This is a genomic window from Clostridium cuniculi (assembly GCF_004353185.1).
GTDB classification, from domain to species: Bacteria; Bacillota; Clostridia; order Clostridiales; family Clostridiaceae; genus Clostridium; species Clostridium cuniculi.
Genome location: NZ_SMUS01000019.1, coordinates 1 through 18582 on the forward strand (window position 1 = coordinate 1; position 18582 = coordinate 18582).

Genomic DNA, 18582 nt, shown 5'->3' on the forward strand with positions numbered 1-18582 from the left:
TACAATATTTTCTTTACTTATTTACATAATATGGTAATATATAATTATAAGTGAGTTTCTAATTTTTTTATTTATCTAATGGAACTTGCCTGAAACTCCAAGTTTCAATTTGGTAAGTTGAAGGTACACTTTACTGTACTCCTACAACAAAGAGAGTAGGAGTTTCCTTAAAGATTTCTTTGTGGAGGTTAACGTATGAACACTGTTTCTGCAGTAAAAAAGCAAAATTTACTTAAAATAAATCATAAAAAAAAGAAAATACAAAGAAATAGAAAAATTATTGTAATAAGTATTCTATTGTTAACATTATTTATTATAGGAACCTCCATAAAAAATATGTATGTATCTTATAGATGTTCTAATTTTATTTATTCAGTTGATTATTATTTTACTCATTGGAAAGATAAATCTCTTAGATTAATAGAGGTGGAATCTATGTCTGTAATATCAAAAATTGATAATACAATCGAAATTGAGGCATATGGTTTTGCCTATGAAAAACCTTATAAAAAAACATATTTAATAGGAACTTTTACCGAAGATGATAAGGGACGCTGGCATATGACATCAGTTAAGATTAAAGATGAAACCTCTGCTATAGAAACAGAAGAAAATATTACATCTGAATAGCAAATTAAAATATGCGCATCGTTTTATCGATGCGCATTTTGTTACTAAGACTCTAATAAATTATCAAACTGTCTGCTTACATTCCAAGTATGATAGTTATTTCCTTCCTTTGAGTGATTTTCTATAAAATCTTGTAAATCAACTTCAACCTCAGTACATTCGTCTAATTCCATTCTAACAGTATCATCTTCAGTAAACTCAATTTTAGTAATCTCTCCTTGTTCTATCTCATCACTACCATAGTGAAAAACTACTCCTAACTCCACTAATGTATCAAAACTTTCTATTAATTCTTCAATTTTATCTTTTATCATTTTTTCTCCTTATATTATTACTTTCAAGAATATTATATTAAAACTTGTTCCTTTTCCAAGATCACTTTCTGCAGTTATACTGCCACCATGTGCCTCTATTATCTTTTTACTTAATGATAATCCAATTCCTATACTTTTAGGATTTATAGAGTTTTTACCCTTATAAAATCTCTTAAATATATTTTTAAGCTCAGTTTTTTCAATTCCTTCACCATTATCACTTATTGTAATGCTAATAGACATAGGTGTTTCTTTAAGTGTAATTTTAATTTTCCCATTAATATCAGTATGTTCTATAGCATTTTTTATTATATTACTTAAACTTTCGGCAATCCATTTTTTATCATGAAAATAATATCCTTCACTATTAATATCTAGTTCTATATTTTGATTTTTATTATCTGCACTTAACTTTAATGGTGCTATAGCATATCCTATACTTTCACTAAGTGGTATCATTTCTTTATTATAACTTACTGCATTACTTTCTATTCTTGCATATTTAAGTAGCGTTGTTATAAGCCAATCCATTCTATCTAACTGCTCAGAAGTCATCTCTATAAATTTACTTTTCGTTTCAACATCCATATTTTCATGATTTTTTAATATATCATTATAAGCTATTAAAGCTGAAAGTGGCGTTTTTAACTGATGTGATATATCATTTATTATATTCTTTAAGTTTATCTTTTCATCTTGTAGATCTTTTAATGCACTTTCAAGCCTTTCTCCCATATGAGTAAACTTATTATAAAACACATAAAAATCTCCTTCTTCAAACTTAATCTCGTTAGAATTAAAATTTCCCTCAACCATTTCATCTGCTCTTTCGCCTAACTTTTTTATATTATTAAATATTGGTGAAATAATTTTAAAAATCAATACTATAACTACTAAAAAAAATACTCCCCACAATAATATTATAGTTAACTTGAAATTACTATAACTATCTTTAAGAATTGGATTTTTTATTGAGTTTAAATTCTCATTATAATAATATTTATCTAAAATATTATTTTCTGATGAATAGTATTTATTTATATTTCCTTTAGTTATTATTGGAACTATTTCTTCTTCAAGTTCAGGATTATTTTCAATTATTGCAGCAACTAAAGCTATATTTTGATTAATATATTTTTTATTTATATCATTAAACCAACTATATGTTACAAAAATAAAAACTACTAAAAATACTAAAAAGGTTATAAAGCTAGTTATTACAATAAGTTTTGCTTCCTTATTTTTAAACAATCTCACAGATTATACCTCCTTAGCTTCTTTAGCCCATCTATATCCTATTCCCCTTACTGTTTCTATATATATAGGATTTTTTATATCATCTTCAACTTTTTCCCTTAATCTCTTTATATAAACTGTTAATGCATTTCCATCAACAAAATTACCATCAGTATCCCATAGCCTTTCTAATAATAAATTTCTTTCTAATACATTTCCATTATTCTTTATTAAAAGTAATAACAGTTTATATTCAATAGTTGTAAGATCAATAACCTCTCCATTTTTATAAACTTTATATTTTAGTAATTCAACAGTTATATCTCCACTTATAATTTTATTACTATTTTCTTCTTTTTTAGGTGCTACTCCTCTTCTCCTTAAAACTGCATTTATTCTAGAGACTAATTCTTTAACTCTTATTGGCTTAGTTATATAATCATCTCCACCCATATCTAATCCCATAACTACATTTCCTTCTTCATCACATGCAGTCATAAATATTATAGGTATTTCACTATTTTTTCTTATTTCTTTGCAAAGTTCATATCCTGTTCCATCTGGTAGCATTACATCTAATAATATTATGTTAAATTCATTATTTTTATATTGCTCCCTAGCTTCACTTAAATTCTTAGCATGAACTACATCAAAGCCTTCTTGTTTTAATGTATATTCCACTCCTAATGCTAATGGTAAATCATCCTCTATAAATAATATTTTTATCATCTCTAAATTCCCCCTTTTACCCTAAAATAGGAGCAGAAATTTATCTGCTCCCATTTTTTATTAATATTATAAACTACTCTTAATATTTTATAAATATATTATTACTCAATATTTCTTATAGTTTCTACTAAACTCATTTTCTTAAGCTTATTTAATGGTATCAATGAAGCTATAAGAACTACTAATAAATTAATTGCAAATCCTATTACAAATGGCTGCCAATATATTTTATTCGATACTGTAAGTCCAAAATTAATTATTTTAACTGCTATTAATACTAATCCTAAAGATATAATTCCACCAATTATAGATGCTATAATACCATGAAGCATACCTTCTAGTATTACCATCTTGCTTAATTGCCTTTCGCTCATTCCTATAGTTCCTAAAGTACCAAACTCTTTTTTCTTAAGAAGTATATTAAGTGAAATTGTATTAACAACATTAACTATTCCAATTAAGCTTATAATTACAATAAATCCATAAACAAACACATTTATAACTGTCCACATTTGTTGTTGCATCTTATTATCTGCATTTAAATCATTCAAAGTTAATTTATAATCCTCTTCAATGCTTTGTATTTCATTTGATGCTGATTCTGTTAATTTCTCATCATTTATATTAGTATACTTAAATTTTAATTCATATCTAATATATTCACTAGTATTTATCTTTTCAAGAAAATCCTTACTCATAATTATTTTAAAATCATAATTATAATCTGATTGAAAGGGATTCTTATCAAGAATCTTCTTAACCTTAAACTCTATACAATTATCATTATTTAAATCTTCTATTAGTAAATCTAAAAAATTTTCTTCTAAAGTTGAAAAATTACTTACTGGAATCTTAAAAGTATCATCCTCTTCTAGATTACTTATATTAATATTTTCTAATTTTCCATCTTCATTATATCTAGCAAAACTATTTATTATTATTACTTCACCATCTTTTAATCCATTTTCTACTCCTAATTCTTTTAATGAGTTATCATCATAGCCTAAAATTGTAATATTATTCAAAAACTCATCACTTTCATATCCATAACTACTTTTAAATTCATCTGTTATCAAAGCTGGATCTAGCGCTAAATATTCTAGCCATAAATATGGCTGAATATATACTTCATCTATTCCATTTATATTTTTAATCTTATCTGACACCTCATTTACTATATCTTTTCTCAAATATATATTACCATGAGTTAAGCTACTTTTATTGATATAAGCAAGTTCATCTAATCTCTTCATATTTAATGTTGTAAATAATATAAACATTATTAGAGATATACTTAATGAAAGAATTGTAACTATAAATCTCTTTGAGTTTTTTCTTATATTCTTATATGCAACCCATCCTTCAACACCAAATATTTTTCTAACAATCTTCCCATTATAATATTTTATACTTCCGCCACTACTACCTTTTATTATACTTATTGGCGATACCTTTCCTGCTTTTCTTGCTGGTCCAAAAGAAGCTATAAAAATTGTTATTACCCCTATTATTAAAGTAAATAATATTATACTTGGATAAAACTTAACTGTTAAAATGCTATCATTAAACATCATACTTATATTACTTTCGAGTAATTTTACAGTAATCCATACCCCTATAAATCCTGATAGTACTCCAAAAGGTATGGATATTAAACATAATATTAAAGATTCTTTAATAACTAAATTTCTTATCTGCTTTGGAGTTGCTCAAATACTTCTTAATATTCCAAACTCAGCCATTCTTTCTGTTATTGAAATATTTATTGTATTATAAATTAAAAATATAGTTGTAATCATAATGATTATTATTACAAAAATAGATATTCCTTTAATTACATCATTAATACCTTTATATTCTGATTGACCTCTTAAAGCTAATAAATCATTATTAGAATCAATTAGTTGCTCTTCTATATTTAATCTATTTGCCTTACTTACAACAGTTTGATACTTATTTTTATTATCTTTAACTGTAAATTTTATATTGTAAGTTTTATTATTTTCTATTTTTTCCAAAAAAGTTATTCCATTTAACCATGTTCCATCTGATGGAAAACTTTCTTTTGTAAAGCCTACAATTGTAAATTCTTTTACACCAACTTTTATTTCCTTCTCATTTTTATAATTTATCTCATTTAAAGTTACCTTATCATTTAGCTCTAATTTCAAATATTCTTTAGCTTCATCAGATATTATCAGTTCACTACCATTCTCAGGTAATCTTCCTTCGGTTAACTCTGTTTTAAATATATCTTTTAAACAAACTTCATCCTCACTTGTAATATAAATAGTGCAATCTTCAAATCCCCCTAATTTATAGGATCCACTATCTGCATTTGTAATAACTCCAACTTTATCTAAATCAACATCGTTTCTTAATATAGAAATTACTTTTTTATCAACATTCCAAAATCCAAATTCATAATCTCCACTATTTTTAATAGCATTATCATATAATAAATCTCTAACACTTAATCCTAAAAATCCAACTCCACTAATAAGAGATAATGAAAGTATAATCCCTATAATAGTAAACAAAGTTCTCTTCTTATTTTCCTTTAAATATTTTAAAGTAATATCACTATAGCTTTTCATTATTTAATCACCTCATCAGTAGTTATTTGTCCATCTTCAATAGTAATAACTCTATCTGCAGATTTTGCTATATTAATATCATGTGTAATTAAAATTAATGTTTGATTATACTTTTTAGCACAGTATTTCAAAAGCTCTAATACTTCCTTTGAATTTTTAGAATCAAGATTTCCTGTAGGTTCATCAGCTAAAATAATTGATGGTTTATTAGCTAAAGCTCTTCCTATAGAAACCCTTTGCTGTTGTCCTCCTGATAACTCTGATGGATGATGATTTCTTCTTTCTTCTAATCCTAATAATTTTAAAAGTTCATTCATATAATTTTTATCTATCTTGCCATTATCTAAAAGTACTGGCATTTCAATATTTTCTTCTGCAGTTAAAACTGGTATCAAGTTAAAAAATTGAAATACAAACCCTAACTTTCTTCTTCTTAAAATTGATAATTCTTTTTCCTTTAATTTATAAATACTTTCCCCTTTTATTATCACTTCTCCTGAACTTGGTTTATCTACTCCACCAAGTAAATGTAATAATGTACTTTTTCCTGATCCAGATGGTCCAACTATTGCTACAAACTCACCTTGTTCTATATTTAAATTTATATTTTTTAAAGCTTTAACCTCTGCTTCTCCGCTACCATATATCTTACTTAAGTTCTTTACTTCTATAAGTGCCATAATGTAATCTCCCCTTCATTTCTTACTATAACTATAGTATAAAATCTAAATATTACATTACTATAAATTCAATTATTACAATTTATTAATATTAAAAATAATAAAAGTGAAGTAAATTTACTTTTCTACTTCACTTATATAACTTATGCTAATTTGCACTTACTATCACTTCTATTAGAATCATTATAATCCTCTAATTCTTCTATCGATTTTCCTTCAACATCAAACCCAATAGAAAAAGACTTAATTTTAAGATTAATTTTTGCTGCTAATGCTGTAATAATCGTAGAATCTATTCCTCCTGAAAGAAAAGTTCCAACTTCAACATTTGCTATCATATGATGCTTTACAGAATCATTTATAATATCATAAATATTTTCTGCCATTACATCTTTATTACTAAATTTTAATTTATGATATTTCTTAAATTCTATATCCCCATTTTTTATTGTAAAATATGTTCCATTTGGAACTTCCTTAATTTCATTAATAACGGTATTATAGTTTGGTGTATATTGAAATGATAAATAATTTTGCAATGCATAATTATCTACATTTACTTTACTAATTAAGGTTACTAAAGATTTATATTCAGATGAAAAAGCTATGAACTCATCATTATTTACATAATATAAAGGCTTGATTCCAAAATGATCTCTAGCACCAAACACTATATCTTTTACTTCATCATATATAACAAATGCAAACATACCTCTTAGCTTATCCAAACATTTTCCCCCATAATTAATATAAGATGTTAATATTATACGTTAAAATTTTTTTATTTAACTAACTTTAGGAATTATTGATGTTATCTTAAGAATCAATTAATAAAACTTTTAACCAAAAAAAGGTGAAGCAATTTTAAATTACTTCACCTTTTTACTATTTAAATTTTACTGATTTATAAATATAAAATCCAACACTTCCGAATAATATAAATAAAGCTATTGGTAAAAATCCTATTGATAAACTCTTCCCATTATTCATTGATATAGCTGTACTCATTTGAATATAAAAAAATATAAACAACATTTCAACATTAATAGTCCTAATAAATGTTGATGCCATTGAATATTGTTTTTCCTTATTTTTAGGAGTTATTTCAATACAATAATTACATACTTGAGGATACTTAGATAATATTGCAAGTCCTATATAAATTATTATTACTATAGGCAGTAATATAAATAATGTATTTTTAGAACCATAAGCATCAATTTCACCCTTAAAATTAAAGTGAGTTGGTACTATATCAGGTGCCTTTCCCCAATACATAAAAGTTGTAATTATTAAAGCCATAACTAAAATTATTCCTATTATATCAAGACACTTATTCATTTTGGCATATTGCCCTGTACTTTTCCACTTCCCCATTATTACTCACCCCATAAATATTATATTTACTATTATTATAGTACTTATTTATATACAAAAGAAAGTTGTTTGTATATATATTTTCTAAAATAAATAAGCAAGCTAAGATATTATTTCTCAACCTGCTTATCCTCAATATTTCTAATAAATTTTATAAAACAATTCCTTGCTTCAACATAATCTTAAACTCTTCCCAACTTACAAATTTTCCACCCATACTTTCTAAATGATTAGTATGCATTTGACAATCTAAAAATAAATAATTTTCTTCTTCAAGCCTTTTGCAAATACTTATTAAAGCAACCTTAGATGCATTTGGCTCTGTAGAAAACATACTTTCACCAAAGAAACATCTTCCTATATTAACTCCATAAAGTCCTCCTACAAGCTTATCCCCTTTATATACCTCAACACTTAAAGCAAATCCTTTGTTAAATAAATTTATATAAGCTTGTTTCATATCATCAGTAATCCATGTACCCTCTTTATTTTCTCTAAGCTCTTTACACTTACTTATTACACCTTCAAAATCACTATTAAAAGTAACCTTAAATTCACCTTTATTAAAAACTCTTTTCATTGATTTTGATATTTTTACTTCATTTGGTTTTATAATAAACCTAGGCTTTGGACACCACCACAATATTGGCTCATCATCACTATACCAAGGAAATATTCCATTACAATAAGCTAACAAAAGCCTTTCCCATCTTAAATCTCCACCTATGGCTAACAACCCATCTTCTTCTGATAACTCCGGATTTGGAAACATTATTTCATCTGTCAATTGATATATAGGCATAGTATCATCCCTTTCATCAAATATTTAATACTCTTAAATTATCACAATACTAAACTCTATGGAAGATTAAAAAATGAAGTCATTTCTAAATTTACTAATAGTAATTAGAAATAACTTCATTTTAATTTTAATTTCTATTAAAATATTTATTCATAAGTAAATGCAAGTTCACCCTTTCCTAAAATTGCTGTAGTATGCTCTGATATTGGTTTTGTTAATGTTATTTCAATTTTAGGTGAATCTTTAGTAAACTCTACATAATACTTTAAAGCTCTACTCTCATTTTCTATAACCATCAAAATCATAGGTTCATTAGGAGTTTCTAATTGTAAAGTCATCTTATTCCCAGAGCTTTGAGAAAAATGGTATATACCCTCCTTATAAATATCAGCCTTTGGAGGTTGATTCTTAGAGCTTATGACACTAGCATCTGCTATTGTTGTTGATGTTATTAAAAACATAATAACTATAATTGAAACACTTAATCTTTTTATCATTAGCTTTCAAACCCTTTCTATAAAAAATTTAGAACATACTTAAATCTATTTATATTCTTTCTTTATCCCCTTAAATATATTCTTTATTATAAAAAGGATTTATTTTACTTTCATTGTACTAACTTCTCTTAAATATAGTCTTTCCTTCCTTTATAGTTTCAACAACTTTTATATCTTTGATTTCACTTGGCTTAACCTTTAATATATTTTTATCCAAAATAACCAAGTCTGCTAACTTACCTTCTTTTAATGTTCCTTTTATATTTTCTTCAAAGTATTGATATGCAGCATTTTTTGTAACAGCTTTTAATGCTTCCATTGGACTTATTCTTTCATCTTTACCTAACAAAATACCATCTTTAGTTTTTCTATTAACCGCACACCATATTGTCTCTAACATATTTGGTTTAATAACTGGAGAATCTTGATGGAAAGTAAATATTATCCCTTTGTCTAGTGCATCTTTTGCTAAACTTATTCTACTAGCTCTTTCAAAACCATAGTTTTGAATATGTATATCTCCCCAATAATATACATGGGCTACAAAGAATGATGGAATCATATTAAGATTTTTAACTCTATTTAATTGATCTCTATCTAATAATTGGGCATGTATAATAACTGGTCTTATATCATTTTCTATTTCATATTTTTTCTTTATTTTTTCGTATTGATTTATATACTGCTCACATGCAGCATCACCATTACAATGAACTAAAATCTGCATATTATCTTTTAATGCTAATTCTAAATTAGCCTGTAATTGTTCATCCCTTTGTGTTCCATATGCATAATAATCTTTTTCTTCACCTAAATATGGTGTACGCATCCATGCTGTACGACCTTGTGGTGAACCATCTAAAAATGTTTTATATCCTCCAATTTTTATATGATTTTTATATTCCTTTAAGCAACAATTAAACTTTTCTTTTAATTCTTTTGCATTAGTAATATCTATAAATCCAATTAAATCAATATTTAATATATCTGTTTGAATTAAATATTGAAATACGGGTGCTAATTCCTCTGCAACAAATCCATCTTGAACTGTTGTTACTCCATAACTAGCATATCCTTGTTGTGCTTTAATTAAGCTTTCCATAAATTCTTTATTAGAAACCATAGGTAATTTTTTTATATAATATATATATGCACTTTCTTCTAAATATCCTGTAAGCTTTCCATCTTTTTTAGCTATTATTCCCCCTTCAAAATTTGGTGTTTCAATTGTTATTCCTAACTTCTCTAAACCTAATGAATTAAATACTCCCATATGTCCTGATTTATGCTTACATACAAGCGGATTATTAGGTGCCGCTTCATTTAACAACTCTAAATTTGGGTGTTCCTTTTCAACTAAAAAATTATGATCATATCCATCGGCTTGAATCCACTCTCCAGGAGATATGTTATTCTTTTTAATAAAACTTTGTATATATTCTTTAATTTGTTCAAAATTTGTAGCTTCAGATAAATCTACTTGTGTTAAGGTAATTGCATAACCTGAAAAATGACTATGTGTATCTATGAAAGATGGCATTAAAGTTTTTCCTTTCAAATCTACAACTTCTACTTTATCACTAGCAAAAGCCTCACACTCCTCCTTGGTTCCTACTTTTTGTATTTTTCTACCCTTAACCAACAATGCATCTACGTATAATTCATTATCTTCAAGAGTCAATATATCTCCATTAATATATAACTTTTCATAACTCATAACTTATCTCTCCTATAATAAATAAATTTATAATTTTAAATTATACACATATTTTTTAAAATTTATATCCTGTTAATACATTATTAATAATATGTGTAAAATAAAAAAGTAATAAGTACACCAATTACTTCAAAGGTATACTTATTACTCAAATTTTTTTTAACTGTTCATAAATAACTAATATTATTATTCAAAAGTAGTAGTTTAATCATTCATATACATAACTGCCATAGAAGTAAGAACTAAAGTAATAGTATCACCTGCTAAATGTCTTGTTGTTCCTAAAGGTACAACGAAATCTAAAACTTTCTCATTAACTTCATTAATTTTTTTACACATTGAAATTGTTGCTGCTTAATATTAAGTTTCTACGGCAGTCATGTTGCTAGAATCATATTTTTATTATTAATTTAAAAGGATTTTCTTTTTATTGTCTTTCTTCAAGAAACACTTGTCCTTTTATTAAATTCACTATAACTAAATTTTTTATTATTGTCAAATCAATTTAAAAAATCTTTAATAACACTAATTTTCATTAGTATATATTTAATCAAATAATTTTTTAGAAGAAAATCATTTTTATTGCAAAGATAATTAATGTTATTCCCCCAAAAAAACTTGCATATTTTGATATAAATCCTATCTTTCTTATATATCTACATAAATAAAATGTAAATGTACATAATACTAAAGTTATAAGCCCAACAATAGAACAATCCCCTATCATCATTAAAGCATTACTTATGTAATTAAATCCTGTAAAGCCTACAACAAAAGCATCAATACTAACAGATACTCCAAGTATTAACACCATTTCTTTCTTCAATAATAAGGTTTCATCCTCTTCTGTATCTTCAACTCCTTCCTTTATCATTAATATACCTACTATAGCTATAGCAATACCTCCAACCATATTAGGAATAGTAGTTATATATTTTTCAAATAAATGACCTCCTATTCCACCTAAAAAAAAGAATAAAAACTGAAATATTGCAAAAGACATAATAAAAGCTATTTTATTCCTACGTATAACTTTGGGATTTACCCCAATACTTACAGTTACTCCAACAGCATCCATAGCTAACGCAATACCAACTATAATTAAATCTTTTAAATTCATACTTCCCCCTTTTTTACATTATTTGTATAATTTTATTATTAATTTTATCAACCTATGATTCATATTGTAAATTTTATTTTTTACATCTTTTATTTAATACTATTTTGTTGTATAGTATATATTGTATTTGAAATTTAAAGAAATAGTATATCACATTAATGTCTATCTTCTAGGAATTAATGTATATTTAAAATTATAAATCTTAATTAATTTGAACTTTAAAGGAGCGTATTTTAATGGCAAATTGTATCATAGCACAATCTGGAGGTCCTACAGCAGTTATAAACTCAAGCGTTGTTGGATTAGTTGAAGCAAATAACACTTTAGGGATTTTTGATAAAGTTTATGCAGGTTTAAATGGAATTGAAGGAATTTTAAACGGTAATATAATAGAACTTTCATCATTTTCTCAAGATGACATAAACAGATTTAGATATACACCTTCATCAGGTTTAGGTTCTTGTAGATATAAAATGAAAAAACTTGAAGAATCAACTGAGGAATATGATAGACTACTTGAAATCTTAAAAGCTAATGATATTAAGGCTTTCTTTTATGTTGGTGGTAATGACTCTATGGATACTACTGCTAAACTAAGTGCTTATGCAAAAGAAACTGGAATAGATGTTAAGTTTATAGGTATACCTAAAACCATAGATAATGATTTAATGTACACTGATCATACACCTGGTTTTGGTAGTGCAGCTAAATTTATTGCAACAAGTGTACTTGAAACTTATCTTGATTCATCTGTATACATAAACAATGGAATATTCATTTTAGAAACTATGGGCCGTGATACTGGATGGCTAGCTGCCTCTGCTGCATTAGCTAAATTAAACGGAAAACAAGTAGCAGATTTTATTTATTTACCTGAAGCTGCTTTTGATGTAGATAAATTTTTATGTGATGTAAAAAATAAATTTGAAGAACAAAATCAAGTGTACATAGTTGTTTCCGAAGGAATAAGAACTGCCGAAGGAAAATTTGTTGCAGAAGCTCATGCTCAAGCTCACGATAAATTTGGCCATGCGCAATTAGGCGGTGTTGGTGCTTACTTAAAGAATTTAATAATCTCTTCTGGTATAACTAATAGAGTTAAATCTTTAGAACTTGGAGTTCTTCAAAGATGTGCTATGCACTGTGCTTCTAATATAGATTTAGAAGAAGCTTATGAAGTTGGATATGAAGCTTTAAGACAAGCTAGCCTTGGTAAATCTGGCTATATGATTGGAATAAAAAGAGAAAATAATGCACCTTATAAATCTTCTTACTTCTTAATCGAAGCTGATAAGATTGCTAATAACGTTAAGTACTTCCCAACTGAATGGATAAATGAATCTGGAAATAATCTAAAAGAAGAAGCTTTAGAATACTTAGCTCCTTTAATTTCTGAAATTCCAGATATAATTTCAGCTTCACCAATGCCATCATTTAAAGTTTTCAATAAATAGAATAATATCGCGCACCACATGGAATCGAAAAAATGAAATATTTATTTTCCGGTAATCGTGAAATTTTCACCTAGAATTTATATAATTTATTCCGTAAAGTTGACTAAAGTTTTTAAACTCGCTATTCGCTCAAACAGTAAAAACTTCTTAACGCCAACTTTACTCCATAAATTGTTAAATTCTACGGCTTAATTTCAATTATACCTCCAAATTAATATTTCATTTTTTCTTTTTACATGTGTTTTCTTATAGGACGCTACTTTATAGTTAATGATTTGTGCTATAAATTATTTCTTAATGTGGTACGCATAAAATTGTATCTTTTAGCTTAGAAGCAAGTGATAAAGAAAAATTAATGATATTATTGCAAGGAATATTGTAATTAAGTTTTAGAATTTAATTATTTTTGTAGGAAAAGGAGCGTTAAGAAGCTGAGGGAACAAAGTGACTTTCGAAGCTTTAGACCTTTTTCCGGAGAAAATAATATAAATTCTTAACGCAAATTACACAATTCCTGGAGATAATATCATTAATTTTCGTCATCACGGCATTCAAGCTATAACCAACAATTTAGTATTTAGCGTAGCGTCTACAAATATATTCAATTGTATCTAAAAAAATATTTGCTTCTTTTTTACTGTTATATGCGCCTAAGCTTACTCTAACTAATCCTGGGATTCCAACCTCACTCATATATCTTTGCAAATCACTATCTGCTATTCCAAGAATTCTTCTTGTATATGGATGTGCACAAAATCCCCCTTCTCTAACCCCTATTCCTCTTATATTCGCAAGTGCTTCCCCCACCTCTTCATAAGTCATTCCATCAATATTAAATACTAAAATTCCTAATCTATCATTTATATTTTCATTATCTCCATATAAAATTACCTTTTCAAATTGCTTTAACTCTTTAATTAAATATGAAAGTAATTCTTTCTCATTACTTTCAATAGTTTTGAATCCTATTTTATCCATCTCTCTAAGAGCTTCAGCTATTGATACAGCTCCAAAAAGATTAGGTGTTCCTGCTTCATTTCTCTCTGGTGTATCTAACCATAATTGGCGATCATCAAGTACAATTTGAACAGTTCCTCCTCCTTTTGAAGATGGTTCTTTTTCATTAAATATTTCTCTTAAGCCAATAATAACTCCACTTCCAAAAGGTGCATATACTTTATGACCAGAGAACACCAAAAAATCTATATTTTCATTAATATCTTCTTGTATCATAGATATTTTTTTATGTGGAATTAATTGAGCGCCATCAACAATTATTTTAGCTCCATATTTATGGGCAGCTCTTGCTATTCTTCTTATATCATTTACGTAACCAGTAACATTTGATGCTCCTGTTACAGTAACATATTTAACTCTTTCTTGGTACTTATCTAATAACATCTCTATCTCTTCTACTATAACTCTTCCATCTTTATCTACCTCAACATGTTTTAAATTACACTTATTTCTCCAAGGTAAATCATTTGAATGATGTTCCATTCTAGTAGTAATAACTATATCATTCTTATCTTCAATTAAAATATTAGATAACTTATTTAATCCATCAGTAGTATTTCCAACAAAAATTGCTGTATATATTTCTTCTGGTGCATTAAAATATTCTAATATATATTTTCTAGAATTTTCATATAAATCACTACAGTATTGAGATTTTTTACCGTCTCCCCTTGCAATTGATCCATAATACTCACTAGTTTCTAATATCATTTTCATAACTCTTTTAAAAGGCGGAGTGGTAGCTGCATTATCAAAATTTATAGGAATCAATCTTCCTTTTCCCTCTACATTAACCTTTTTATCCAACCCTATAAATAGTTTTCTTAAATTATCTATATTTTCTTTATGCATAATAATCCCCTCCACTATAATATATTCCTTAACTTATCTATTGTGATTATTTAAGCATATTATATTATTCACTTGTAATATACCTCTCATTATAGTCATATTCTATAAAGTAACATATGTGTTTAAAATACATATATTATTAATAAATTATTACTTGGAGGGTATTAATGAGTTCAAAAAAAAGTAATATTGAAAAATATAATAATAATGATGATGATTTAAATTTTATTCCTTTAAATATTGACTCATCTTTAGCACCTAATAGTACAAAATTTCCATTACAATTTAATATAGATGGAATTTCTGTGACTAAAACTTTAGGTACTATATCATTAGGTTTTCCAAATTTAAATATTAATCCAACACCAGTACCATTAACTACAAATCCAATAACTGAATTAGCTCCACTTACACCTTATCCTAAGAATATACCAACTTTGGATTCAAACACATCTTTGAATAAAAATAGTAATAATACAACTAATACTAATGATTACAATAATAACAATAATAACAACAACTATATGAATCCTAATAATTATAATAACACTAATATTGACTTAGAATATCCAACCGAACAAGATGACAGCTTTCTTTATTCATATAACGAACCAAAAGTTAATGAAAGATATTTAGATGATTCTGTTAATATTCTTGATATTTTAAGAAGTTTTGATATATCATTAGATTTTTCTTCCTCTGAACCTAGAAAAAATAATTGTACTAAGGATGAGGTTGATGAAGTATTTGCATTAATAGAAAAAGATAATCCAGGAATATTGGCTACTATGAAAGCCTATAGAATTCCTTATCCTATTGCTAAATTATTAATAAAGAAAATAATAAAAATCTCTCTTGATAACTGTAAAAGGTAGGTGCCCTATATGGAACAATTTTCAAAATCACTCCCTCGGGTTAAGACCAGTGTGAGAATTCTTCATGCAGTACCTAAAGCTCCAAATGTAGATGTTTATCTAAATGGTTATATTTTAACAAGTAACTTAGCCTTTGGAAAAATATCTAAATATACTGTGTTATCACCTGGTGAATATGAGTTTCAACTATTCAAAGCTGGAACTTATGATAAACCACTATTAACTCAAACTGTTCAATTAATAGCCAATGCTAATTATACAGTTTCAATAGTTACATTAGCTAATAATTTATTTCTATTTAGATTAAAAGATGATAATGTTCCTGTAACTAAATCTCAAGCATTTTTAAGATTTATTAATTTATCTTCAAATGCACCTTTGCTTAGCCTAGCCTTGCCTAATGTAGTTACCCTATTTAATGAAGCTGAATATTTAGAAACTACAGGATATTATCAATTATCAGCTGGAATATATAATTTTGAAGTACTTTTGGGATCTTCTCAGATTACTACAAAATATATTAAGAATATTACATTAGATGGTGGTGTATTCTATACTATTTATATTATAGGTCTATTTAACGATAAACCACCACTTGGATATCTCTTTGTTGAGGATGCAATCTAAAAAAAGGAGTTGTTGAAAAACATCTCCTTTTTTAATTTGATATAGATTTACTATAATAGTATAATTATAAGGAAAACTTCGTCTAAATGGAGGAAATTATGATAATACTAAGTTGTAAAGATATATGCAAAAGTTATGGAATTCGCGACGTCCTTAAAGATATTACATTTTCAATTAATGATGGTGATAAGGTCGGAATTATTGGTGCTAACGGTGAAGGAAAATCAACACTTTTTAAAATAATAACTAAAGAAATCTCTCAAGATTCTGGTGAAATATTTATAGATAAAAATAAAACTTTAGGTTATTTATCGCAAAATTTAGCATTAGATTCTGATAAAAATATTTATGAAGAAGCTCTTTCTGTATTTGAGGAACTACTAAATATTGAAGAAAGACTTTCATCTTTAGAAATAAAAATGAATGAACCTTACGATGAAAATAATGCTTCATATCATGACAAGCTAATAAAAGATTATACTACTCTTCAAGATATATATTCACATAAAGGCGGTTATGTCTATAAAGGTGAAATATCGAGAGTATTAAAGGGGCTTGGTTTTACTGAGGATGATTTTTATAAATCTATAAATACTTTAAGTGGTGGACAAAAAACAAGAGTTGCATTATGTAAATTATTACTACGTAAGCCGGATATTATTTTACTTGATGAACCTACTAACCACTTAGATTTAGAAGCAATTAGTTGGCTAGAAGATTATATGAAGAATTATAAAGGAACTGTTTTAGTAATATCTCACGATAGATTCTTCTTAGATTCAGTAACAACTAGTACTTTTGAAGTTATTGGCGGAAAAGTTGAGTGCTATAACGTTCCTTATTCTAAATTTATAGACCTTCGAAAAAAGAACTATGAAGCAAAGCTTAAGGCTTATAATCTTCAGCAAGCCGAAATTAAAAGACAAGAAGCAATTATTGAAAAATTCCGCTCATTTAATAGAGAAAAAAGTATAAGAGCTGCTGAAAGTAGAGAAAAAGCATTAGACAAAATGGAAAGAATTGAAGCTCCAACACACGAAAAAGAAGGCTCAAAAATCAAATTTGAAGCTTCTATAAAAAGTGGGTATGACGTTTTACATATAGAAGATATGGCTAAATCTTATGGTGAAAAAACATTATTCACAAATTTAAATATTGATTTAAAACGTGGTGAAAAGGTTGCTTTAATTGGTGAAAATGGTAGAGGTAAAACTACTCTTTTCAAAATAATAATGGATAAAGTTGAAGCTGATAGAGGTATTAAAGTATTAGGTACTAACGTAAATGTTGGATATTATGATCAAGAACAATCAGATTTAAATTTAGATAAAACAATATTAGATGAAGTTTGGGATGAATTTCCTAACTTAACAACTTCTAAGCTTAGAAGTTATCTAGCATCTTTCTTATTTACTGGTGATGATGTATTTAAAATTATAAATACCTTAAGTGGTGGTGAGAAATGTAGAATAAATCTATTGAAACTTATGCTTTCTAAATCTAACTTACTTCTACTAGATGAGCCTACTAACCATCTTGATATTATCTCTAGAGAAGCTTTAGAAGATGCTATATTAGAATATGATGGAACTTTAATGGTTATATCTCATGATAGATATTTCTTAAATAAAGTAATTGGACGTATACTTGAGCTTAAAGAAGATGGTGTTGCTGAATATCTTGGAAATTACAGTTACTATCAAGAAAAAAAACTTAACCCTACACGTTTTGAGGATTATGAAGAATTAGCTAATGGAAAAACTAAAACTCAGCTTAAAGATGAAAAGAAGAAAAAGCGTGAAGCTGAAAAAGAAGCTAAAGCTCTTCAACTTAAAATTAAAAATCTTGAAAAAACAATTGCTGAAAAAGAAGATGAATTAACTAATTTACAAGAACAACTTTGTTTAGAATCTGTTTATTCTAATCCTTCTGAAAGTCAGAGAGTTAATGGTGAAATAAAAAAACTAGAGGATACTATTTCTCAACTTTATGAAGAATGGGAAAGCTTAGTTTAATTAATGACTAAATAAAAAAGTCAGTCCTAGACTGACTTTTTTA

At 26.7% G+C, this 18582-nt stretch carries 18 protein-coding genes and 2 pseudogenes; 5 read left to right on the forward strand and 15 right to left on the reverse strand.

The window, feature by feature from the left end; translation table 11 throughout:
• The first annotated feature begins 195 nt into the window (after positions 1–195).
• Positions 196–630: a hypothetical protein gene (locus tag EJJ37_RS10800; RefSeq protein WP_133015592.1), complete on the forward strand. Its 435-nt coding sequence runs from the start codon at positions 196–198 to the stop codon at positions 628–630.
• Between the two features lie 44 nt (positions 631–674).
• Here the strand turns inward: EJJ37_RS10800 and EJJ37_RS10805 are convergent, their stop codons facing one another.
• The 14 genes and pseudogenes from EJJ37_RS10805 to EJJ37_RS10865 all read right to left on the reverse strand — a co-directional run bounded on the left by EJJ37_RS10805 (position 675) and on the right by EJJ37_RS10865 (position 11699).
• Positions 675–944: a hypothetical protein gene (locus EJJ37_RS10805; RefSeq protein WP_133015593.1), complete on the reverse strand. Its 270-nt coding sequence runs from the start codon at positions 942–944 to the stop codon at positions 675–677.
• A gap of 9 nt (positions 945–953) precedes the next feature.
• Positions 954–2201, reverse strand: a complete 1248-nt coding sequence (locus tag EJJ37_RS10810; protein WP_133015594.1) for a sensor histidine kinase — start codon at positions 2199–2201, stop codon at positions 954–956.
• 3 nt (positions 2202–2204) lie between these two features.
• Entirely contained in the window at positions 2205–2909 is a 705-nt protein-coding gene (locus tag EJJ37_RS10815) for a response regulator transcription factor (protein WP_133015595.1), read from the reverse strand.
• 101 nt (positions 2910–3010) lie between these two features.
• Positions 3011–4189 carry an ABC transporter permease gene (locus EJJ37_RS10820; RefSeq protein ID WP_338032267.1) on the reverse strand — a complete coding sequence of 393 codons (1179 nt, stop codon included), beginning with the start codon at positions 4187–4189 and terminating at the stop codon, positions 3011–3013.
• Positions 4190–4363: 174 nt separating this feature from the next.
• A pseudogene (locus EJJ37_RS21140) lies at positions 4364–4606 on the reverse strand (FtsX-like permease family protein); the annotation flags it as partial.
• A gap of 12 nt (positions 4607–4618) precedes the next feature.
• Positions 4619–5506, reverse strand: a complete 888-nt coding sequence (locus EJJ37_RS10825) for an ABC transporter permease (RefSeq protein WP_133015597.1) — start codon at positions 5504–5506, stop codon at positions 4619–4621.
• On the reverse strand, positions 5506–6186 hold the full coding sequence (locus EJJ37_RS10830; RefSeq protein WP_133015598.1) for an ABC transporter ATP-binding protein: 681 nt from the start codon (positions 6184–6186) through the stop codon (positions 5506–5508). Before EJJ37_RS10830 ends, EJJ37_RS10825 begins: the two co-directional genes overlap by 1 nt.
• Before the next feature lie 143 nt (positions 6187–6329).
• Positions 6330–6953, reverse strand: coding sequence for an asparagine synthetase B family protein (locus EJJ37_RS10835; RefSeq protein ID WP_338032268.1), 624 nt, complete (start codon positions 6951–6953; stop codon positions 6330–6332).
• Positions 6954–7071: 118 nt separating this feature from the next.
• On the reverse strand, positions 7072–7563 hold the full coding sequence (locus EJJ37_RS10840) for a DUF1648 domain-containing protein (protein ID WP_133015600.1): 492 nt from the start codon (positions 7561–7563) through the stop codon (positions 7072–7074).
• 151 nt (positions 7564–7714) lie between these two features.
• On the reverse strand, positions 7715–8365 hold the full coding sequence (gene aat, locus EJJ37_RS10845) for a leucyl/phenylalanyl-tRNA--protein transferase (RefSeq protein ID WP_133015601.1): 651 nt from the start codon (positions 8363–8365) through the stop codon (positions 7715–7717).
• A 146-nt stretch (positions 8366–8511) separates the two neighbouring features.
• Complete coding sequence (locus tag EJJ37_RS10850) at positions 8512–8862, reverse strand: hypothetical protein (protein ID WP_133015602.1); 351 nt, start codon at positions 8860–8862, stop codon at positions 8512–8514.
• Between the two features lie 118 nt (positions 8863–8980).
• Positions 8981–10579, reverse strand: a complete 1599-nt coding sequence (locus EJJ37_RS10855; protein WP_133015603.1) for an amidohydrolase — start codon at positions 10577–10579, stop codon at positions 8981–8983.
• Positions 10580–10792: 213 nt separating this feature from the next.
• Positions 10793–10933 (reverse strand): annotated as a pseudogene (locus EJJ37_RS10860) (cation:dicarboxylate symporter family transporter); the annotation flags it as partial.
• A 208-nt stretch (positions 10934–11141) separates the two neighbouring features.
• A complete protein-coding gene (locus EJJ37_RS10865) occupies positions 11142–11699 on the reverse strand; it encodes a manganese efflux pump MntP (RefSeq protein ID WP_133015605.1) in 558 nt (185 codons plus the stop codon).
• Between the two features lie 236 nt (positions 11700–11935).
• Between EJJ37_RS10865 and EJJ37_RS10870 the strand changes: the two genes are divergently transcribed.
• Positions 11936–13153, forward strand: coding sequence for a 6-phosphofructokinase (locus EJJ37_RS10870; protein ID WP_133015606.1), 1218 nt, complete (start codon positions 11936–11938; stop codon positions 13151–13153).
• A gap of 570 nt (positions 13154–13723) precedes the next feature.
• Here the strand turns inward: EJJ37_RS10870 and EJJ37_RS10875 are convergent.
• Complete coding sequence (locus tag EJJ37_RS10875) at positions 13724–15022, reverse strand: aminotransferase class V-fold PLP-dependent enzyme (protein ID WP_133015607.1); 1299 nt, start codon at positions 15020–15022, stop codon at positions 13724–13726.
• Positions 15023–15189: 167 nt separating this feature from the next.
• On the opposite strand from EJJ37_RS10875, the gene EJJ37_RS10880 reads away from it, so the two are divergent.
• From EJJ37_RS10880 to EJJ37_RS10890, 3 genes are all read left to right on the forward strand, one after another.
• On the forward strand, positions 15190–15897 hold the full coding sequence (locus tag EJJ37_RS10880; protein ID WP_133015608.1) for a hypothetical protein: 708 nt from the start codon (positions 15190–15192) through the stop codon (positions 15895–15897).
• A 9-nt stretch (positions 15898–15906) separates the two neighbouring features.
• Complete coding sequence (locus EJJ37_RS10885) at positions 15907–16524, forward strand: DUF4397 domain-containing protein (RefSeq protein ID WP_133015609.1); 618 nt, start codon at positions 15907–15909, stop codon at positions 16522–16524.
• Positions 16525–16622: 98 nt separating this feature from the next.
• The gene (locus EJJ37_RS10890; protein ID WP_133015610.1) at positions 16623–18539 is read left to right on the forward strand and encodes an ABC-F family ATP-binding cassette domain-containing protein; all 1917 of its coding nucleotides are present in this window, start codon (positions 16623–16625) and stop codon (positions 18537–18539) included.
• Positions 18540–18582 lie beyond the last annotated feature (43 nt).